Source organism: Halobaculum rubrum (assembly GCF_019880225.1).
GTDB lineage: Archaea > Halobacteriota > Halobacteria > Halobacteriales > Haloferacaceae > Halobaculum > Halobaculum rubrum.
The window spans coordinates 973,685-991,770 of sequence record NZ_CP082284.1 but is presented as its reverse complement, the minus strand read 5'-3'; the positions used below and the strand labels follow the sequence as shown (position 1 = coordinate 991,770).

Below are 18,086 nucleotides of genomic sequence, written 5' to 3'. Positions count from 1 at the left end.
TCTCGTTCGCCGCCTGCCGAACGCTTTAGCCGCGAGGCGCACGCCGTGAGCGTATGCCTGACACAGTCGCCGCCGGCTCCGGCGTCGCCCGGTTCCTCGCGATCGAACACGTCGACTCGCCCACGCTCACCCCGGAGGGCCGCCTCCTCTTCCTCGCGGACACTTCGGGCACCCCGCAGGTGTGGACCGCCGACGAGGCCGGCGCGTGGCCGACGCGGCTCACCCCGCACGAGGAGCGCGTCTCCGCGCTCGCGGCCTCGCCCGCCGACGAGTCGTTCGTGTACGCCATGGACCGCGGGAGCAACGAGCGCGACCAGCTCATCCACTATGACCTCGCCACGGGCGTCGAGCGCCCGCTCACCGACGATCCCGAGTCGAAGCACGCGTGGGGCGCGTGGGGGCCCGACGGCGACCAGATCGCCTACGCGGCCAACCGCGAGGACGACGGGCGGTTCGACGTGTACGTGCAGGAGGTCGGGGGTCCGGAGACGCAGGCGGGCGACCCCGAGCGCGTGTACGATGGGCCCGGCGGCTGGCTGAACGTCGCCGCGTTCGGCCCCGGCGGCGACCGGCTGGTGCTCACGAAGGCGCACTCGAGCTACGACGAGGACCTGTTCGTGCTCGACCTCGACTCCGGGGACACGCGGACGCTCTCGGACGGCTCCGAGGCGACGTACTCGCACGTCCACTTCGACGGCGAGGGCGGCCTGCTGTGTGTGACGAACCGCGACAGCGACACGGCCTACGTCGGCCGCCTTTCGCTCGAATCTGGCGCGGTGACACCCGTCGCCGGGGACGACGAGGGGGCGGGGGAGCCGGGAACCGAGGCGTGGGACGTGGATGCGCTCGCGTTCGACCGCGACGCCGGCCGTCTCGCGTACGCGGTCAACGAGGGCGGCTACTCGTCGCTGCACGCGGGGACGCTCGCCGGCGACGCGGACGACCCGGAACTCCGGCCGGTCGAGGCGCCCGCGATCGACGGTATCGTCCAGGGGCTCACGTTCGGCCCCGACGCCGAGCGACTCGCGTACACGCACACGTCGCCGACGGAGCCGTACGGCGTCCGGGAGGTCGCGCTCGGCGCCGGCGACGACTCGGTCACCGACTGGACCCCCGTCGGCCGCAACGGCCTCCCGGACACGGCGTTTCACGCGCCGGAGACGGTCCACTACGAGACGTTCGATGACCGCGAGATCCCGGCCTACTGGACGCTCCCGCCGGGCGTGGACCCGGCGGATCCGGACGAACAGGTACCGGCCATCGTCGATATCCACGGCGGCCCCGAGCACCAGCGCCGACCGTGGTTCTATCCGACGAAGCAGTACTTCCTGAACCGCGGGTACGCGGTGTTGGAGCCGAACGTCCGCGGCTCCTCGGGCTACGGAAAAGCGTACTCGCACCTCGACGACGTGGAGAAGCGGATGGACTCGGTGGCGGATGTCGCCGCCGGCGTCGAATGGCTCCACGGGCAGGCCGCGATCGACGACGACCGCATCGTCGCGTACGGGCGCTCCTACGGCGGCTTCATGGTGCTGGCGGCTATTACCGAGTACCCCGACCTGTGGGCCGCGGCCGTCGACTTCGTCGGCATCGCGGACTTCACGACGTTCCTCGAGAACACCGGCGAGTGGCGCCGGAGCCACCGCGAGGCCGAGTACGGCAGTCTCGAGGACGACTACGAGCTCCTGCAGTCGATATCGCCGCTCTCGCACATCGAGGAGGTCCGGTGTCCGCTGTTCGTCCAGCACGGCGCGAACGACCCGCGCGTCCCGGTCGGCGAGGCAAAGCAGGTTGCCGAGGCGGTCCGCGAGCAGGGCGTCCCCGTCGAGACGCTGGTTTTCGAGGACGAGGGACACCACACGACGAGCCGCGAGAACCTGATCGAGGAGTTCGAGGCGATCGCTGACTTCCTCGACGCGCACGTCTGACCGCGTCACCACTCGCTGCCCTGTCGGCGTCCTCCTCCCGCCCGGCGTGTGCCGTGCTGTGCAATCGCCACACGTGTTTATGCGTTCACATTTGAAACAGTGGGTTGCTATGAACAGCGCAGCGATGCGGTCGTTGGTGGTCGTGCTCCTCGTCGTCGTGACGGCGAGCGCGCCCGTCGCGGCCGCGGAATCGCAGTTCGGTGGAACGGTCGTCGTCGCCGAGGGCGAGACGATCGGCGACGATCTCGACGCGGTCGGCGGCACCGTGATCGTCCGCGGAACCGTCGACGGCGACGTGAACGCCGTTGGCGGAACGGTCGTGATCGCCGAGACGGGCGTCGTGACCGGCGACCTCAGCGGGAGCGCCGGTGCAGTGACAGTCGAGGGCACGGTCGAGGGGTCGGTCGAACTCGCGACCGGGTCGTTCACGCTTCGCGAGTCGGGCGAGGTCGGCGGAGACCTCGACATCGCCGCCGGGGAGGCTCTGCTCGACGGCGCCGTCGGCGGGACCGTCACGGTCGCCGCCGAGACGCTCCGCGTGGGCTCGTCGGCGTCGATCGAGGGCGACCTCCGGCACGACGTCCAGTCGCTCGTCAACGACGGTCAGGTCGCCGGAGAGGTGCGCGCGGTCGATCTCGGCAACACGGCGTTCACCGGGCTACAGTTCACGGTCCCCACGTGGCTCAGCGCCCTGTACGCCGTGCTCGCGCACCTCGCGTTAGGTGCGGTCCTGCTGCTGGCCGTGCCGCGGTTCGTGAGCGAGGTCGAGGCGACGGGCATCGAGCGCGCTGCCCGCAGCGGGGGCGTCGGCATCGCGGCGCTCGTGCTCGTGCCCGTCCTGCTGGTCCTGTTCGCGATCACGATCGTCGGCATTCCGCTCGCGCTCTTGGGAGCGGCCGGCTACGGCCTGTTCGTCTGGATCGGATTGGTGTTCGGCGCGTACGTCCTCGGGACGGCGGCGCTGCGGGCGCTCGACCGCGACGAGGGCTCCGCCGCGCGGTGGATCGCGCTCGTTGTCGGCGTGCTCCTCGTCGGCCTCTCGCAGTTCGTCCCGGGCGGCGGCCTGTTCCGGCTCGCGCTCACGGTCGTCGGCGCGGGCGCGGTGGTCCTCGCGCTCAACGCCCGCCGAACCGGGCGCCGTGGTGATGAGCCCGCGGAGACGGAGGTTGGCGGAACCGGCGACGCGACGGCGTAGCCCACGGGTCGACCCCTGCGCTCCGACTACGCCTCTTTCTCCAGCGTCCACACCTGCGTCCTGTCCCCCTCCGCGATCGGGTCGCCGTCGAAGCCGCCGGCGACCGACACCGAGGCGAACGGGGAGTCCTCGACCACCGCCTGAACGAGGCGCTTCGGGAGCATCGCGAGCTCGAAGGCGTCCGCGAGGACGACATCGCCCTCCGGCGTCAGCGCCTCCCGTTCGACGCGAAACAGCTGTTCGACGGGGCCGGTCACGGTCGCCCGCGACCGGACGGTGTACGTCCGCCCCGCCCGTTCGACGGTCGTCTCCTCCCACTCGTCGTACGTCTCACAGATCACGTCGAAGTCGGGGACGAACACGTCGAACACGAACCGGCCGCCGGGCGCGAGCGCGTCGTGGACGCCCGAGAGCGTCGCCCGCAGGGCCGGGAGCGTCCGCGCGAACTGGAGCGAGTTGTACGGGCAGATCGCGAGGTCGTACGCGTGGTCGGGATCGAGAGCGGTCATGTCGGCCTCGCGGACCGAGGGATCGAGCCCCTCCGAGCGGGCCTTCGTCCGGAGTCGGTCGAGTCGCTCGGCGCTCACGTCGACGCCGTGGGCGTCGACGCCGGCCCGAAGGAGCGGGAGGTGGATCCGACCGGTGCCGCAGGCGATCTCCAGCACCGGGCCGCCAGCCTCGAGCGCGCGATCGACGTAGAACTCCACGTCGTCGCGCTCGTCGTCACGGTGGCGGAGGTCGTACAGCTCCGCCTCGGTGATCGCGTCGTCGCGCATATCGGCTCGTCCGGCGTCGGCGGATTAATCCCTCGGTGGGCGTGTGTCCGATCGACAGGGGGACGCCGTATCCGTCCGCCCCTCACCACCCGTTCTCGATGTCCTCCGCCAACGCCTCCAAGATCCGGTCGGTCGTGTTCTCCACCACCTGTTCCATGAACTCTGGGTCGGAGTTCGTCGGGTCGCCCATCCCGCCCAACTCGGTCACGTCCGAGAAGTACGTCCACGAACGGGTCTCCGGGAGGTCGTCGGCGTCCTGCGGCTCCTTCTTATCAGCCTTTACGAGGTCGTCGCGGACGAGTTCGATGAAACTCGTCTCGTGGTCGCCCGCGTGGCCCCACCCTTCGCCGAAGTGCTCCTCCAGTTCGTCGCGTCCGAAGTCCGTCCAGTGGACGAAGTGGGCGCCGATGTCGTGATCGCGGTTCAGCCGGTCCGTCGCCAGCGACAGCGCCTGCTTGTTCCCGCCGTGACAGTTCAGAAACAGCACGCGCTCGGCGCCGTGCTCCGCGAGGGAGGCGCCGACGTCGATCAACGCCTGCTTGTACGTGTCCTGCGAGAGGGTGACGGTCCCCGGGAACGGCATGTGATGCTCGCTGTAGCCGTACGGAAGCGTCGGCGCGCGCAGCAGGTCGAGGCCGTGGTCGGGCGCTGCCTCGACGAGTTCCGCCGAGAGGTGCTCCGCGCGGAGGCTGTCGGTCGACAGCGGGAGGTGGACGGAGTGCTGTTCGGTGCTGCCGGTGGGGACGACGACGGCGTCGGCGCTCAGGAAGGCGTCGCCGGCGTCCTCCCACGTCATCGTCGCGAGGTCGTGTTCGGTCTCGGGCATACCGTCCCGCCGGGCGGCCCGGATGATACTCCTTCGGGAACCGGCACGCGAGAACCGTGACGGCGTGTGAGGGTCACGACGGCGCCGCGGTGGGCCACGCGAATTGAAGTCGCGCCGGCCCGATCCACGAGCATGAACGACGAGGCACGCGCCGCGGTGGCCGACCTGATCCGGCGGACGATGCGGCGCGACCGGCTCCCGGGCGTCAGCGTCGCCGTCGTCGACCGCGACGGCGTCCGCTACGCCGAGGGCTTCGGCGCCCGCGATCTGGCGGGGAACCGGCCGGCGACGCCCGAGACGCTGTACGGCGTCGGGTCGGTCACCAAGTCGGTGACGGCGCTGGCGCTCGCGCAACTGTCCGAGGCGGGAATGCTCGAGTTCGACGACCCCGTGTCGGACCACCTCGACGTGGATCTGGGAAGCGACCCCGACGACCCGATCCGACTGCGACACCTGCTGTCGCACGCGTCCGGCCTCCCGTCGCTGGGGACGAGCGAGGCGCTCATCGGCCGCCGGCTCCGCCGCGACACCGACACGCTCCCGCTGTCGACGGCGGCGGACTTCCGTGCACACGTCGAGGGCGCCGTCGGGGCGGGGAGCGGCGCAGCGGGTGGATCGCCGGCCGGCGGCGACGAACGCGTCGGCGCCCCGGGCGAGCGGTTCGCCTACAGCAACGAGGGGTACGTCCTCCTCGGCGACGTGATCGAGGCGTGTACCGGGCGCCCGTACGACCGCTACATCGCCGAACACGTCCTCGACCCGCTGGGGCTCGACCGCGCCACGTTCGACGACGCGACGTTCGCGATGGACGACGACCACGCCACCATGTACCTGCGCGAGGACCGTGGGGTCGGCCCGGGCCCCGCCAGTGACGGGGGCGACGGCGGGGGTCGAGACGATCTCGTGGCGGCGTCGGTTCCCGTCCGCGAGCTGTCGCGGCCGGCCGGCGGGCTGTTCGCCTCGGTCGCGGGGCTCGCGCGGTACGCCCGCCTGCTGTTGAACGAGGGGACCCTCGACGGCCGCGATGTCGTCTCTCCGGAGTCGGTCGCGGCGCTCACTGAGGGGCGCGTCGACACGCCCGGCGGGCCGTACGGGTTCGGCTGGCGGACCCGCGAGTCGTGCGGCCGGGAACTCGTCGGCCACTCCGGTTCCATCGCCGTCTCGACGGCGTACGTCGGCTTCAGTCCCGAGGCGGGACTGGGGGTCGCGGTGGCCGCGAACGCCACACCCGGATATCCGCTGGTCCGGCTCGCCGAGGGCGTGTTCGCGTGTGCGCTCGGGGAGGAGCCGTCCGAGGCGGTGCCGTTCTTCGCGCGTCGCCGCCGCTTCGATCGTCTGACCGGCGAGTACGCCTCGTATCGAGGGGTGATGCGCGCGGTCGTCGCCCGCGACGGCGGCGGCTTGCGGCTCGAACTGGCCGGGCCGCTCGGGACCGAGTCGCTGCCGTTGACAGCCGCCGACGGCGACGACCCCTACGTGTTCTCCACACCCAACGAGGCTGGCGAGCGGGTGCCCGTCGAGTTCCGCGTCGACGACGGGAACGGAGGCGACGAGGGGTCGGGGCCGAGGGATCAGTTCGGCGTCGATCTCCTGTACGACCGCTGGCACCTCCACGAGGTCGCCGACGGCCCTGACGTGCCGAAGTAGCCGCCCTCCCGGCTCGTCGGCGTGACCGCCGGCCGGATCGTGTGACCGCGACACGCGAAAGGGTTACAAGGGGATTCGGCATACTCCCCGGCAACTGATGGAACTGATCGTCACCGAGAAGGACAACGCCGCGCGGCGCCTCTCGGAGATCCTCTCGAACGAGGACTTCGACACCGAGCGGCGCGCCGGCGTCAACGTCTACCGCTGGGGCGGCACCCGCTGCATCGGGCTGTCGGGTCACGTCGTTGCGGTGGACTTCCCCCCGGAGTACGACGACTGGCGGGACGTGGAGCCCGTCGAGCTCATCGACGCGCCCGTCCGGAAGCGACCGACGAAGGAGGGGATCGTCCGCGCGCTGCGTCTGCTGTCGCGGGACGCCGACCGGGTCGTCATCGCGACCGACTACGACCGCGAGGGCGAACTGATCGGCAAGGAGGCGTACGAGCTGATCCGCGAGGTCAACGAGGACGTGCCCGTCGACCGCGTTCGCTTCTCGTCGATCACCGAACGCGAGGTGACCGAGGCGTTCGATGACCGCGACGAGATCGACTTCGATCTGGCAGCCGCGGGGGAGGCGCGGCAGATAATCGACCTCATCTGGGGGGCGTCGCTGACGCGGTTCCTCTCGCTGTCGGCCCGACAGCTCGGCGACGACTTCATCTCGGTCGGCCGGGTGCAGGGGCCGACGCTGAAGCTCATCGTCGACCGCGAGCGGGAGATCGAGGCGTTCGACCCCGAGGACTACTGGGAGCTGTTCGCGGACCTGCTGAAGCGTGAGGGCGAGGAGACGACCGAGGACGACTCGTTCGACGCGCAGTACTTCTACGAGGACGACGACGGCACCGAGGCCGAGCGCGTCTGGGAGGAGGCGACCGCCGACGCCGTCTACGACCGCCTGCGCGATGCGGGGACGGCGACGGTCTCCTCCGTGCGTCGCCGCCGGCGGACCGACGAGCCGCCCGCGCCGTTCAACACGACGCAGTTCATCCGCGCGGCCTCCTCGATCGGCTACTCCGCCCAGCGCGCGATGAGCATGGCCGAGGACCTGTACACGGCCGGGTTCATGACCTACCCGCGGACGGACAACACCGTCTACCCCGAGGACCTCGACGAGCGCGAGCTGCTGGAGGAGCTCTCGATGGGCCGGCGGTTCGGCGACGACGCCGAGTCGGTGCTGGAGCTGGACGACATCACGCCGACCGAGGGCGACGAGGAGACCACCGACCACCCGCCGATCCACCCGACGGGCGAGCTGCCGGCGCCCTCGGAGCTGTCCGACGACGAGTGGGAGGTGTACGAGCTGGTCGTGCGCCGGTTCCTCGCGACGTGTGCGCCCGACGCCGAGTGGGAGCACCTCCGCGTCGTCACCGAGATCGAGGCGGGCGACGACGCCGTCGGCGTCGACGACGGCCCCCTGCGGCTGAAGTCCAACGGCAAGCGGCTCACCGAGGAGGGGTATCACGCGGTGTACCCGTACTTCTCGACCAACGAAAGCTACGTCCCCGACGTGTCCGAGGGGGAGGCGCTCGCGGTCGTGGACACCGCGCTGGAGGCCAAGCAGACCCAGCCGCCCCGCCGCTACGGCCAGTCGCGGCTCATCGAGACGATGGAGGACATGGGCATCGGGACGAAGGCGACGCGCCACGACGTGATCCAGAAGCTGTACGACCGCGGCTACATCGAAAGCGACCCGCCGCGGCCGACCGGCCTCGCGAAGGCCGTCGTCGAGGCCTCCGAGGAGTTCGCCGACCGGATCGTGAGCGACGAGATGACCGCCCAACTCGAGGCGGACATGCAGGCCATCGCCGCGGGCGAGAAGGGGTTCGAGGAGGTCGCCGACGAGTCCCGGGAGATGCTCTCGCGGGTGTTCGAGGAGTTGGCCGAGTCGCGCGAGGAGGTCGGCGACCACCTCCAGACGTCGCTGAAGGCGGACAAACAGCTCGGCCCGTGTCCCGAGTGCGGCGACACCCTGCTCGTCCGGAAGTCGCGCGCCGGCTCGTACTTCGTGGGCTGTGACGGCTACCCGGACTGCGAGTACACCCTGCCGCTGCCGTCGACGGGGAAGCCGCTCATCCTCGACGAGGTGTGCGACGACCACGGCATCAACCACGTGAAAATGCTCGCCGGGCGCAAGACGTTCGTCCACGGCTGCCCGCAGTGTCAGGCGGACGAGGCGGACGAGCAGGAGGACGAGGTGATCGGCGTCTGTCCAGAATGTGGGGAGAGCGCGGCGCGAAGCGCCGCGGACGGAGACGAGGAGCGAGAGCGAGGCGCGATCGACGCGAGCGCCTCGGAAGGGCGAGCGGCGAACGACGTGAGCCGCGAGTCGAGCGACTCGTCGGAGCACGGGGGCGAACTCGCGATCAAGCGCCTGCGCTCGGGGTCGCGGCTCGTCGGCTGCACCCGATATCCCGACTGCGACTACTCGCTGCCCCTGCCGCGCAGAGGGGAGATCGAGGTGACCGACGAGCGCTGCGAGGAGCACGACCTCCCGCATCTCGTGGTCCACTCGGGCGACGAGCCGTGGGAGCTGGGCTGTCCGATCTGCAACTACCGGGAGTACGAGTCCCAGCAGGGGGGATCGGAGCTGGAGACGATCGACGGGATCGGCGAGAAAACCGCCGAGAAGCTGAAGGACGCCGGCGTCGACGACGTGGCCTCGCTCAAGGAGACGGAGCCGGACGCGCTCGCGGAGGAGGTCAACGGCGTCGGGGCGGACACGGTGCGTGACTGGCAGGCGAAGGCGAACTGAACACCCACCGTTTGTCGTTCGAGAGAGCGATGCTCTCTCGTGATGAACGAGACGGCGAAGCCGTCTCGAACCACGCTGCGCTCCCTCGCGGTGCTCGGTCGCTCGGCGAACTGTGACTCGAACGCACTCCTCCGTCATCTCGAATCGCTCCGTTCGGTCGTCGGCCCGCTCGTTCGCTCCGGTCACGCGCTGAGGAGCACGCCGATGACGGATCTCCACGGTCAACCAGTCAGTACATTTATCAGTGGCTGAACGAGTGTTCAGCCGTGGCCCTCCAGACAGCCCTCCGGCGGACGCCGTCGACGCTGGCGTCCAACCCCGTCCTGTTCGTGCCCGTGCTCGTGGTGACCCTGCTGCAGGTGCCCCAGTTGCTGCTGCAGTCGAGCGCGCCGATCCTCGCCAGTCTCGTCTCGCTGGCGCTGTCGGCGCTGTATCTCGTGCTCGTTCCGTTCGTTCAGGCGGGATTCATCGGCATGGCCGACGAGGCGCTCGACGGGGACACGTCGCTGTCGACGTTCGTCGCCAATGGAAAGAAGCACTTCGTGTCGGTGTTCGTGGTGTACCTGATCCTCCTCGGCGTGAACATCGCCCTCGGCGCGATCGCGTTCATCGCGGGTATCGTCGGCGCCGTCAGCTTCTACCCCGGCGGCGGGGCGGGCACCGGCGGGCCGAACACCGCGCTGCTGGCGGTCCTCGCGCTGGTCGTACTCGCGGCGGTGCTCGCGTACCTCGTCGTCGCGTTCCTGATCCAGTTCTACGGGCAGGCGATCGTGATCGACGGCCACGACGCGATCGACTCGATCACACACAGCGTCGGCGTCGTCCGCCGCAACGTGGTGAGCGTGCTCGGGTACTCGCTGCTCGTCGGCGTGCTCGCGGGCGCGTTCGGACTGGTCGTCGGCCTCGGGTCCGCGCTGGCGGCGCCGTCGATGTCCGGCGCGCCCGTCGACCCGTTCGTCGTCTCGTTGCCGTCGCCGGGGGCGGTTGGCGCCTCGGCGCTGGTCGTCGTGCTCGGGACGCTGTTCGGCGGCTTCTTCGGGACGCTCTCGGTGGCGTACTACCGCGAACTGACAGCAGAAACGCGAACGACGGCCGTTACTCGGTGATCCCGCTAAGCCCCGACAGCGGGGTCGCGCCGGCGACGATGGCGCCGGTCGCGAGACGGTTACCACTAGGGTATTACCGACATCGGTGATCGGCTGGGGGTGCCCGTAGACGTACGCGATGTGTATATCCGCGTGAGATCCGAGTCCCCACGGAACCGCCCACATCCGCGCCCTTTTTAGCACTCTGTACACCATCCCCACCAACATGAGCGCTCCCTGGGCGGAGTGGGACCACGTCCTGAAGATAGACCCGGACAAGGATCTGTACGGCGACGAGACGTTCGCGGACGCCTGCGAGACCGGCACGGACGCCATCGAGATCGGCGGCACGCTGGACGTGACCTCCGAGAAGGCGACCCGCGTCATCGAGGCGTGCAAGGCGCACAACGTCCCGCTGTACCAGGAGCCGTCGAACCCGGCGGTCGTCGTCGACGACGAGGCGCTCGACGGCTACCTCATCCCGACCGTGTTCAACGCCGACGACCCGTTCTGGATCACCGGCGCGCACAAGGAGTGGGTGCGCATCGCCGACCACCTCGACTGGGACCGCACCCACACCGAGGCGTACATCGTGCTCAACCCCGACGCCTCCGCCGCGGAGCTCACCGGCGCCGACTGCGACCTCACGCCCGACGAGGTCGGCGCGTACGCCCGCGTCGCCGAGAAGATGTTCGGGCAGGACATCGTCTACGTCGAGTACTCGGGCATGCTCGGCGACCGCGAGACGGTGAAGGCCGCCCACGACGCGCTCGACGACTCCACGCTCTTCTACGGCGGCGGCATCCACGACTACGACGACGCCCACGAGATGGGGCGGGTCGCCGACGCCGTCGTCGTCGGCGACCTGCTCCACGACGAGGGCGCCGACGCCGTCCGCGAGACCGTCGAGGGCGTCAAGGACGCCCACGCCGAGGTCGCCGACGCCTGAACGGACCGGCCGGACCCGCGCGACCGCGACCGTCGCGCCGCGATCACCCGCTTCTCCCGTCGCGCTCCGTTGTGGCCCCGCGGGCGACCGCGTTCCCGTCCGGGGCGGCGTCTCACCCGTCGAGTCGGGGAAATCGGAGCGTGACGACGCTGCCGCCGCCCGCACGGTCCTCGACGGCCGTGACCCCGCCGACGGCGTCGACGATCCAGTGAACCACCCACAGCCCCATCCCCGAACTCGACTCCAGAGCGTCCTCGCCGCCCTCCTCCAGCACGGCCCGCTCGCGTTCGGGGAACCCCGGTCCGTCGTCGGCGACGACGACCTCGACCACGGAGTCGGCCGCCGAACCGCTCGGCAGCCGCGGTCGTGGGCGGTCGACGGCGTCGGCAGGGCGCACGCGGACGGTCACGTCGACGGTCGGCGCCTCGTGGTCGGCGTGTTCGACGGCGTTCTCGACGACGTTGTGGAGCGCCGACTCCAGCAGGTCGTGACCCGGAACGAGCGCCTGCGCGTCGTCGACCTCGCTGTGGACCGACACCGACGCCGCCGGGAAGTCGCGGGCGATGGTGCCGACGACGCGCTCGGCGACCAGCGTGAGGTCGGTGGTCCCCTCGACGGCGTCGTCGCCCAGCACCGCGTTCTCCGCGAGGCGGGCGTGGTCGCTCAGCCGTTCGATCCGCTCGGCGCGCGCCTCGATGCCGTCGAGGTACTCGGCGATGTCGGCGTCGCCCTCGCGGCGCGCGTGGTCGAGGTAGCCGGAGATCACCGTGAGGTCGTTGCGCACGTCGTGGCGCAACACCCGGTTGAGGACGGTGAGGACCTCGACGAGCTGCTCGTAGCGGGCGGTCGCCTCCTCGGCCTCGGCGGTCCGCATCCGGACGCGCACGTCGCCGATGCCGACGGCGGCGCCGAACACGACGCCCCCGCAGGCCCAGCCGCCGGCGGCCGCCGGCGAGAACGAGTCGAGCGCCCCGACGGCGGCGCTGTACGCCTGCATCACCACCGCGCCCACGACCAGCGGGATCACCCCGACGACGAGCCAGCCGGCGAGGCGGGCGTGGTGCTCGCGCGGGAGGTCGGTCCGGGCGACCCACGCGAGGACGACCCCGTACGCCCACACCGCACACAGCGGTCCGACGAGGCCCAACACGATCGACCCCGGACTCCGCCCGGTCGAGGTGAACACCAGTGCGCCGGTCCCGACGACGAGCGCGCCGGTGAACGCCCCGCTGGCGGCCAACGCCCGCGAGAACCACGCCGGCCCGCCGGTGTCGTCGGCGGCGTCGGCCACCTCCTCGCTCGCAGTCGATCCGGCGCCGCCGGCGGGTCGTCCCGAGCCAGTCGCGTCGCTGTCGCCACGGCTGCGCTCCCCCCCGAGGCGGCCCGCGTCTGTCACTGGGCGTCGATTCGGGTCCGGACGCATAAGCGTACCTTCCTCACTATCATCGCGCGCAATCGGGGTTCGCTCCCCCGGCGGTCGGCTCCTCCGTGAAAAGTCTTCACGAGGGATGAGAGCGGGGATCGACCGAGTTTAAAGCCTCGCGCCGGAACTGGACTGTATGCACGATCGAACCTACACGGCTGACGCGACCCCGGGCGACGCGGTTACCGTCGCCGGCTGGGTCCACGAGACCCGCGACCTCGGCGGTATCGCGTTCCTGATCCTCCGCGACAAGTCGGGGCGGATCCAGGTCAAACTGGAGAAAGACGAGATGGACGAGGCGATGGTCGAGACCGGTCTCGACGCCCACCGCGAGTCCGTCCTCAGGGTCGAGGGCGACGTGAAGGAGGAGCCCCGCGCGCCCACCGGCGTCGAGGTCGTCCCGACCGACATCGAGGTCGTCGCCCCGGCCGACCCCGAGCTGCCGCTGGACCCCTCGGGCAAGGTCGACGCCGAGCTTCCGACCCGGCTGGACAACCGCACGCTCGACGTCCGCAAGGCCGAGGTGCAGGCCGTCTTCGAGATCCGCGCGGAGCTGCTGCGTGCCGTCCGCGACGCCTTCCGGAGCCACGACGCCACCGAGATCAACACGCCGAAGATCGTCGCCACCGGCACCGAGGGGGGCACGGAACTGTTCCCCATCTCCTACTTCGGCGAGGAGGCGTTCATGAACCAGAGCCCGCAGCTGTTCAAGCAGCTGCTGGCCGGCTCCAACCTCGAGCGCGTCTTCGAGATCGGGCCGATCTTCCGCGCCGAGGAGCACAACACGCCGCGCCACCTCAACGAGGCCCACTCCATCGACTTCGAGGGCGCCTTCTGTGACCACACCGAGGCGATGGACGTCGCCGAGGCGGTCACGAGGGCGGGATACGAGGCGGTCCGGGAGAACTGCGCGGGCGAACTCGAGGAACTCGGCCTCGCCGACGACTTCGAGGTCCCCTCCGGCGACTTCCCGCGCCTGAGCTATCAGGAGGCGCTCGACCGCGTCAACGCCACCGGCGAACTCGACGAGCACCTCGGCTGGGGCGACGACCTCTCGACGGAGGCCGAGCACGTGCTCGGGCAGGCGGTCGGCGAGCACTACTTCATCACCGACTGGCCCTCGGAGGTCAAGCCGTTCTACATCAAGGACCACGACGACGACCCCGAGAAGTCGACCGGCTTCGACATGATGCACCCGCGCATGGAGCTGGTGTCGGGCGGCCAGCGCGAGCACCGCCACGACGAGCTCATCGCCGGCTTCGAGCAGCAGGGGCTCGACCCCGAGGAGTTCGAGTACTACACGAAGATGTTCCGCTACGGCATGCCGCCCCACGCCGGCTGGGGGATGGGCGCCGAGCGCCTCCTCATGACGATGCTCGGCCTCGACAACATCCGCGAGGCCGTGCTCTTCCCGCGCGACCGCCAGCGGCTGAGCCCGTAGGCGGATCGGTCGCGACGCGTGCGGGGGTCTCGACTCACTCCCGGTCGCCCGCGGCGTCGCGGATGAGTCGTTCCGCTCGTGTCCGGAGGCTGGTAGTCGTATGCAGCCCGCGTTCCTCAAGCCGATCGAGCAGGGATAGCGCGGCCTCCTCGTCGAGGCACTCGTCCGCGACGCCGCGGATGACGACACCGATCGTTCCCGTAACGGCCGCGCCCAACCCCTCGGCGACGCGGCGAACGCGTCGGTCGTCCGAGACGACCGCGACATCGGGCTCGGACCCGCGTCGGAGGATATCAGCGATCAGCGCGACGTCGCCGTTCGTTTCGTCGTCGCCGAGGAGGTGCCGTGCATCGCTGAATCCCGCGTCCGATTCGTCCCTCGTTCGAGCCGTCGAGATCTCGATGACGTCCGAGTCGACAGCCCGTTCGAGCGCCGTGCTCGCCGGTTCGATCGTCACCTCGGCGGCGACCGGCCGAGGGACGAGGATCGGTCCGTCGAACGTCGAGAGGAGCGAGAGCGCATCGACGTTTCCGAGCGCGATGAGCGTCGTCGCGTCGACGAGGATCTCCGTCACAGATCCAACGCCGTCTCGGCATCGCGCTCGAGTTCCTCGGGTGTCAGCTGCGTCGTGAGGTTCCGCTCGTGAGCGATCTCTAGCCACTCCCCGAGGCTGACGCCCGCGACCCGAGCCGCCTCGTTGACGGACATCTCTCCCGACTGGTACCGCTCGACGGCGACCTCGATCCGGAGTTCGCGCAGGCCCTCACGGAGCGCCTTGCGAATGGTCGTGCTCCGGTCCAGCGAGAGCAGGTCGGCGACCTCCTCCAACTCGGCGCGCTCGTCGTCCGGCACACGTGCGCTGATCGAACCCATGTATACGAACTATTACTGCGTATACACTCAAGAGTGTTCGGTCGTTCCCTCGAACGGCCGGTTCACGAACACGACGTCGAGTCCGCTCGCCGCTCGTCCGCTATCGAACCCGCTCGTTCTCGCCGTCGGCGCCGCGTCGCCACCGCGCCACCTCCGCGCCGCAGTCCGCACAGACGGTGACCAACTGCGCCTCGTCGTCGGGGGCGCGCTCGATGTCGACCGACCGCTCCCGGCCGCAGTCCGGACAGTCGTCGCGTTTCAACTGCTCGCCGTACGCCAGCGGCGCGCCGAGCGCCAGCGCGGTCACCCGTTCGCCGCCCTCTTCGGCCCGGTTCCACCCGCGCTGGAACTGTCCCGGCGGTATCCGGATCGCCTCCATCGGTCCGACCTCGACCTCCCGGCGTTCGGCGGGATCGCCCGCGTCCTCGAACGCACCGTCCGTCGGCTCGGGACCGACGGCCCACGTCGCCGTCCCGGAGAGCACGACGAACACCTCCTCTTGGACCTCGTGGTTGTGGTACGCGAACGCGAACGAGTCGCCGGGCGCGAGTTCGTAGTAGTTGATCGCCAGGTCCGAACAGTCGAGCGGGTCGGTGAGGTGGCGCATCACCGCCGCCGGCTGCAGCGAGTTGTCGAGATCGTCGACGACGACGTGGTCCATGCGTGCACGAGTCACACAGACGCGCAAAAGTCCGCGGGTTCGGACGGGCCCGGTTGCCGGGCGGCGTCCGCGGGCGACTGGGCGGTTGCTCGGAACCGAAACCCCTACTCGCGCGCCGACGTGTGCGGGTGTATGGACGAGGCGACCGCGTTCGCGCCGGGCCACATCACCGCCTTCTTCGCGCCGTACCCCGACCGCGACCCGGTCCGCGCGGGATCGCGCGGCGCCGGTCTCGCGCTTTCGGAGGGCGTCGAGGTGATCGTCCGACCGACCGAGGCCGCGGAGGCGAGCGCCGACGAGTCGACTGCCGCGGCCGGTCTCGAACTCGACGGCGCCGCCGCAGAGATGGAGCCGGTGCGACGAGTGCTCGCGGAGTTGAACGTCGTCGCCGATGTCGAGGTGTCGAGCGACGTGCCCGTCGGCGCGGGCTTCGGTGTCAGCGGCGCGGCCGCGCTGGCGACCGCGCTGGCGGCGAACGACGCGTTCGGGCTGTCGCGCTCGGAGAACGACCTCGTGCGCGTCGCTCACGCCGCCGAGGCCGCCGCCGGCACCGGCCTCGGCGACGTCGTGGGGCAGTTCCGCGGCGGCCTTCCGGTCCGGCTGGAGCCCGGAGCTCCAGGCTACGGTCGCCTGGACGGCGTGCCCGCGCGTCCCCGGGTCGAGTACGTTTCCTTCGGCGAACTCTCCACCGAACGGGTGCTCGGGGGGACCCTCGATCCCGTGCGCGAGGCGGGCGAGGCGGCCCTGACGCGGCTGATGCGCGGCCCCGACGAGCTGGAACTGCTCGCGGCAGGCCGGGAGTTCGCCGACGAAGCCGGCCTGCTGGTGCCCGAGGTCGCCGAGGCGGTCGAGGCCGTCGAGGCCGAGGGCGGTCTCGCGTCGATGGCGATGCTCGGGCGCACGGTGTACGCGCTCGGCACCGGGCTCTCGGACGCCGGCTACGACGCCGAGGCGTGTACGGTCCACCCGACGGGCGCGACGCTCCGTACCGAGGGGTAGCCCGCGCCGAGTGAACGCGCTTTTCGTCCCCCGACGACGAGTCGGGGGTATGACCGACGACGCCGGCGTCGACGCCGACGCCGAGACGGACGCGACCGACGAGGCCACCGGCGACCCCGAGGTCCCCGCGGATCCCGAACACGAGTCGGAGATCCCAGAGGACCACCCGCGTTACGAGTCGCTGCTCACCCGCCATCGCATCGAGCATGGCGTCGACATCGGGATCACCTCGAAACAGGGGCTCATCGCCGAGGGTCGCGGCGAGGCGTTCGACTACCTGCTGGGCGAGAAGACGCTCCCCTCGGCGGACACGGCCGCCCGTACCGCCGCGGCACACCTTCTGCTGGCCGAGCATCCGGTTCTCTCGGTCAACGGCAACGTCGCGGCGCTGGTACCCGGCGAGATCGTCGACCTCGCGGAGGCGACGGGCGCCGACATCGAGGTAAACCTGTTCAACCGCACCGACGAGCGCATGCGGGCGATCGCCGACCACCTCCGCGCGCACGGCGCGAGCGACGTGATGGGCCTGACCGCCGACGGTCGGATCCCCGGCTTGAGCCACGAGCGCGCGAAGGTCGACGCCGACGGCATCGGCGACGCCGACGTGGTCGTCGTCCCGCTGGAGGACGGCGACCGCGCGGAGGCGCTGGGGGCGATGGGGAAAACCGAGATCGTGATCGACCTCAATCCGATGAGCCGGTCGGCACAGGTCGCCGCGGTCCCGATCGTCGACAACATCCTCCGCGCGGTGCCGAACATAACTCGCCACGCCGAGGACCTCGCGGACGCGAGCGACGAGGCGCTCCGCGAGATCGTCGAGTCGTTCGACCGCGAGGCAGTGCTGGAAGAGGCGGAACGCGCGATCCGTGAGGGCGATCTGGAGTGACTGGTCCAGACCACGATTGACCGAGACCGTCCCGACCCAAACCGGAACCGATTTGGATCGATCGCGGAACCGACACGATCCCATGTCCGACATCCGCGGCGTCGCCCTCGGCGCGCTCCGTCACCCGGACTCCGGCGCGTACCTCGTCCAGCGGCTCTCCGGCACCGACGACACGCACTTCCACCGCTTCATCGGCGGCGGCATCGAGCCGGGCGAGTCCAGCGACGCGGCGCTGAAGCGGGAGTTCCGCGAGGAGTTGGGCGTCGACATCGATGCGGGACCGGCCGTCTGCACCGTGGAGAACCTGTTCGAGTTCGGCGGCGAGTCCCACCACGAGTTCGCCGTCGTCCGCGAGGCGGCGTTCGTCGACGGTTCGCTGTACGACCGTGACCGCTTCCGGGGCGTCGACGGCCACGAGGGTGCCGGGGGCGACGACGGAGCCGACCACGGCGGGGAGAACCGGATCGAATACGAGGCGTACTGGCGCTCACTCGCCGACCTCCGGGCCGCGGACGCCCCGTTCTTCCCCGCGGGCGTCGCGGACGCGCTGGAGTCCGCGGGACACGTCCACCTCGTCAGCCCGCCGGATGCTGACGCCGCGGCCGTCGACGACTGACATCGATGGGCGGTCGACGATCCGGACCC

The 18,086-nt window shown here is 70.6% G+C and carries 16 protein-coding genes; 10 read left to right on the top strand and 6 right to left on the bottom strand.

Annotated features, from left to right (window positions below; translation table 11 throughout):
* The first annotated feature begins 53 nt into the window (after positions 1 to 53).
* Positions 54 to 1,928, top strand: a complete 1,875-nt coding sequence (locus K6T25_RS05235; protein ID WP_222917051.1) for a S9 family peptidase — start codon at positions 54 to 56, stop codon at positions 1,926 to 1,928.
* Positions 1,929 to 2,037: 109 nt separating this feature from the next.
* A complete protein-coding gene (locus K6T25_RS05230) occupies positions 2,038 to 3,123 on the top strand; it encodes a bactofilin family protein (protein ID WP_222917049.1) in 1,086 nt (361 codons plus the stop codon).
* A gap of 26 nt (positions 3,124 to 3,149) precedes the next feature.
* On the opposite strand, the gene K6T25_RS05225 is transcribed toward K6T25_RS05230, so the two are convergent.
* Positions 3,150 to 3,899: a class I SAM-dependent methyltransferase gene (locus tag K6T25_RS05225; protein WP_222917047.1), complete on the bottom strand. Its 750-nt coding sequence runs from the start codon at positions 3,897 to 3,899 to the stop codon at positions 3,150 to 3,152.
* An 82-nt stretch (positions 3,900 to 3,981) separates the two neighbouring features.
* Positions 3,982 to 4,725: a creatininase family protein gene (locus K6T25_RS05220; RefSeq protein ID WP_222917045.1), complete on the bottom strand. Its 744-nt coding sequence runs from the start codon at positions 4,723 to 4,725 to the stop codon at positions 3,982 to 3,984.
* A 132-nt stretch (positions 4,726 to 4,857) separates the two neighbouring features.
* Here K6T25_RS05220 and K6T25_RS05215 point away from each other — a divergent pair, with 132 nt between their 5' ends.
* From K6T25_RS05215 to K6T25_RS05200, 4 genes are all read left to right on the top strand, one after another.
* Complete coding sequence (locus K6T25_RS05215) at positions 4,858 to 6,372, top strand: serine hydrolase domain-containing protein (protein WP_222917043.1); 1,515 nt, start codon at positions 4,858 to 4,860, stop codon at positions 6,370 to 6,372.
* Between the two features lie 97 nt (positions 6,373 to 6,469).
* Positions 6,470 to 9,124: a DNA topoisomerase I gene (locus tag K6T25_RS05210; protein WP_222917041.1), complete on the top strand. Its 2,655-nt coding sequence runs from the start codon at positions 6,470 to 6,472 to the stop codon at positions 9,122 to 9,124.
* 266 nt (positions 9,125 to 9,390) lie between these two features.
* Positions 9,391 to 10,230, top strand: a complete 840-nt coding sequence (locus K6T25_RS05205; protein WP_222917039.1) for a DUF7847 domain-containing protein — start codon at positions 9,391 to 9,393, stop codon at positions 10,228 to 10,230.
* 205 nt (positions 10,231 to 10,435) lie between these two features.
* On the top strand, positions 10,436 to 11,158 hold the full coding sequence (locus K6T25_RS05200; RefSeq protein ID WP_222917037.1) for a phosphoglycerol geranylgeranyltransferase: 723 nt from the start codon (positions 10,436 to 10,438) through the stop codon (positions 11,156 to 11,158).
* Between the two features lie 112 nt (positions 11,159 to 11,270).
* Here K6T25_RS05200 and K6T25_RS05195 read toward each other — a convergent pair whose 3' ends face one another.
* Positions 11,271 to 12,554: a sensor histidine kinase gene (locus K6T25_RS05195; RefSeq protein ID WP_222917035.1), complete on the bottom strand. Its 1,284-nt coding sequence runs from the start codon at positions 12,552 to 12,554 to the stop codon at positions 11,271 to 11,273.
* 163 nt (positions 12,555 to 12,717) lie between these two features.
* Here K6T25_RS05195 and aspS point away from each other — a divergent pair, with 163 nt between their 5' ends.
* A complete protein-coding gene (gene aspS / locus K6T25_RS05190; protein WP_222917034.1) occupies positions 12,718 to 14,022 on the top strand; it encodes an aspartate--tRNA(Asn) ligase in 1,305 nt (434 codons plus the stop codon).
* Positions 14,023 to 14,056: 34 nt separating this feature from the next.
* Here the strand turns inward: aspS and K6T25_RS05185 are convergent, their stop codons facing one another.
* The 3 genes from K6T25_RS05185 to K6T25_RS05175 all read right to left on the bottom strand — a co-directional run bounded on the left by K6T25_RS05185 (position 14,057) and on the right by K6T25_RS05175 (position 15,556).
* The gene (locus K6T25_RS05185; protein WP_222917033.1) at positions 14,057 to 14,596 is read right to left on the bottom strand and encodes a PIN domain-containing protein; all 540 of its coding nucleotides are present in this window, start codon (positions 14,594 to 14,596) and stop codon (positions 14,057 to 14,059) included.
* Positions 14,593 to 14,895, bottom strand: a complete 303-nt coding sequence (locus K6T25_RS05180) for a UPF0175 family protein (protein WP_222917032.1) — start codon at positions 14,893 to 14,895, stop codon at positions 14,593 to 14,595. Before K6T25_RS05180 ends, K6T25_RS05185 begins: the two co-directional genes overlap by 4 nt.
* Positions 14,896 to 14,995: 100 nt before the next feature.
* Positions 14,996 to 15,556 (bottom strand): cupin domain-containing protein, encoded by a 561-nt coding sequence (locus K6T25_RS05175; protein WP_222917031.1) that lies wholly within the window; start codon positions 15,554 to 15,556, stop codon positions 14,996 to 14,998.
* Between the two features lie 132 nt (positions 15,557 to 15,688).
* Here K6T25_RS05175 and K6T25_RS05170 point away from each other — a divergent pair, with 132 nt between their 5' ends.
* The 3 genes from K6T25_RS05170 to K6T25_RS05160 all read left to right on the top strand — a co-directional run bounded on the left by K6T25_RS05170 (position 15,689) and on the right by K6T25_RS05160 (position 18,057).
* Entirely contained in the window at positions 15,689 to 16,555 is an 867-nt protein-coding gene (locus K6T25_RS05170) for a pantoate kinase (RefSeq protein ID WP_222917030.1), read from the top strand.
* A gap of 49 nt (positions 16,556 to 16,604) precedes the next feature.
* Positions 16,605 to 17,441: a 4-phosphopantoate--beta-alanine ligase gene (locus tag K6T25_RS05165; protein WP_222917029.1), complete on the top strand. Its 837-nt coding sequence runs from the start codon at positions 16,605 to 16,607 to the stop codon at positions 17,439 to 17,441.
* A gap of 82 nt (positions 17,442 to 17,523) precedes the next feature.
* Positions 17,524 to 18,057, top strand: a complete 534-nt coding sequence (locus K6T25_RS05160; RefSeq protein ID WP_222917028.1) for an NUDIX domain-containing protein — start codon at positions 17,524 to 17,526, stop codon at positions 18,055 to 18,057.
* Positions 18,058 to 18,086: the final 29 nt, after the last annotated feature.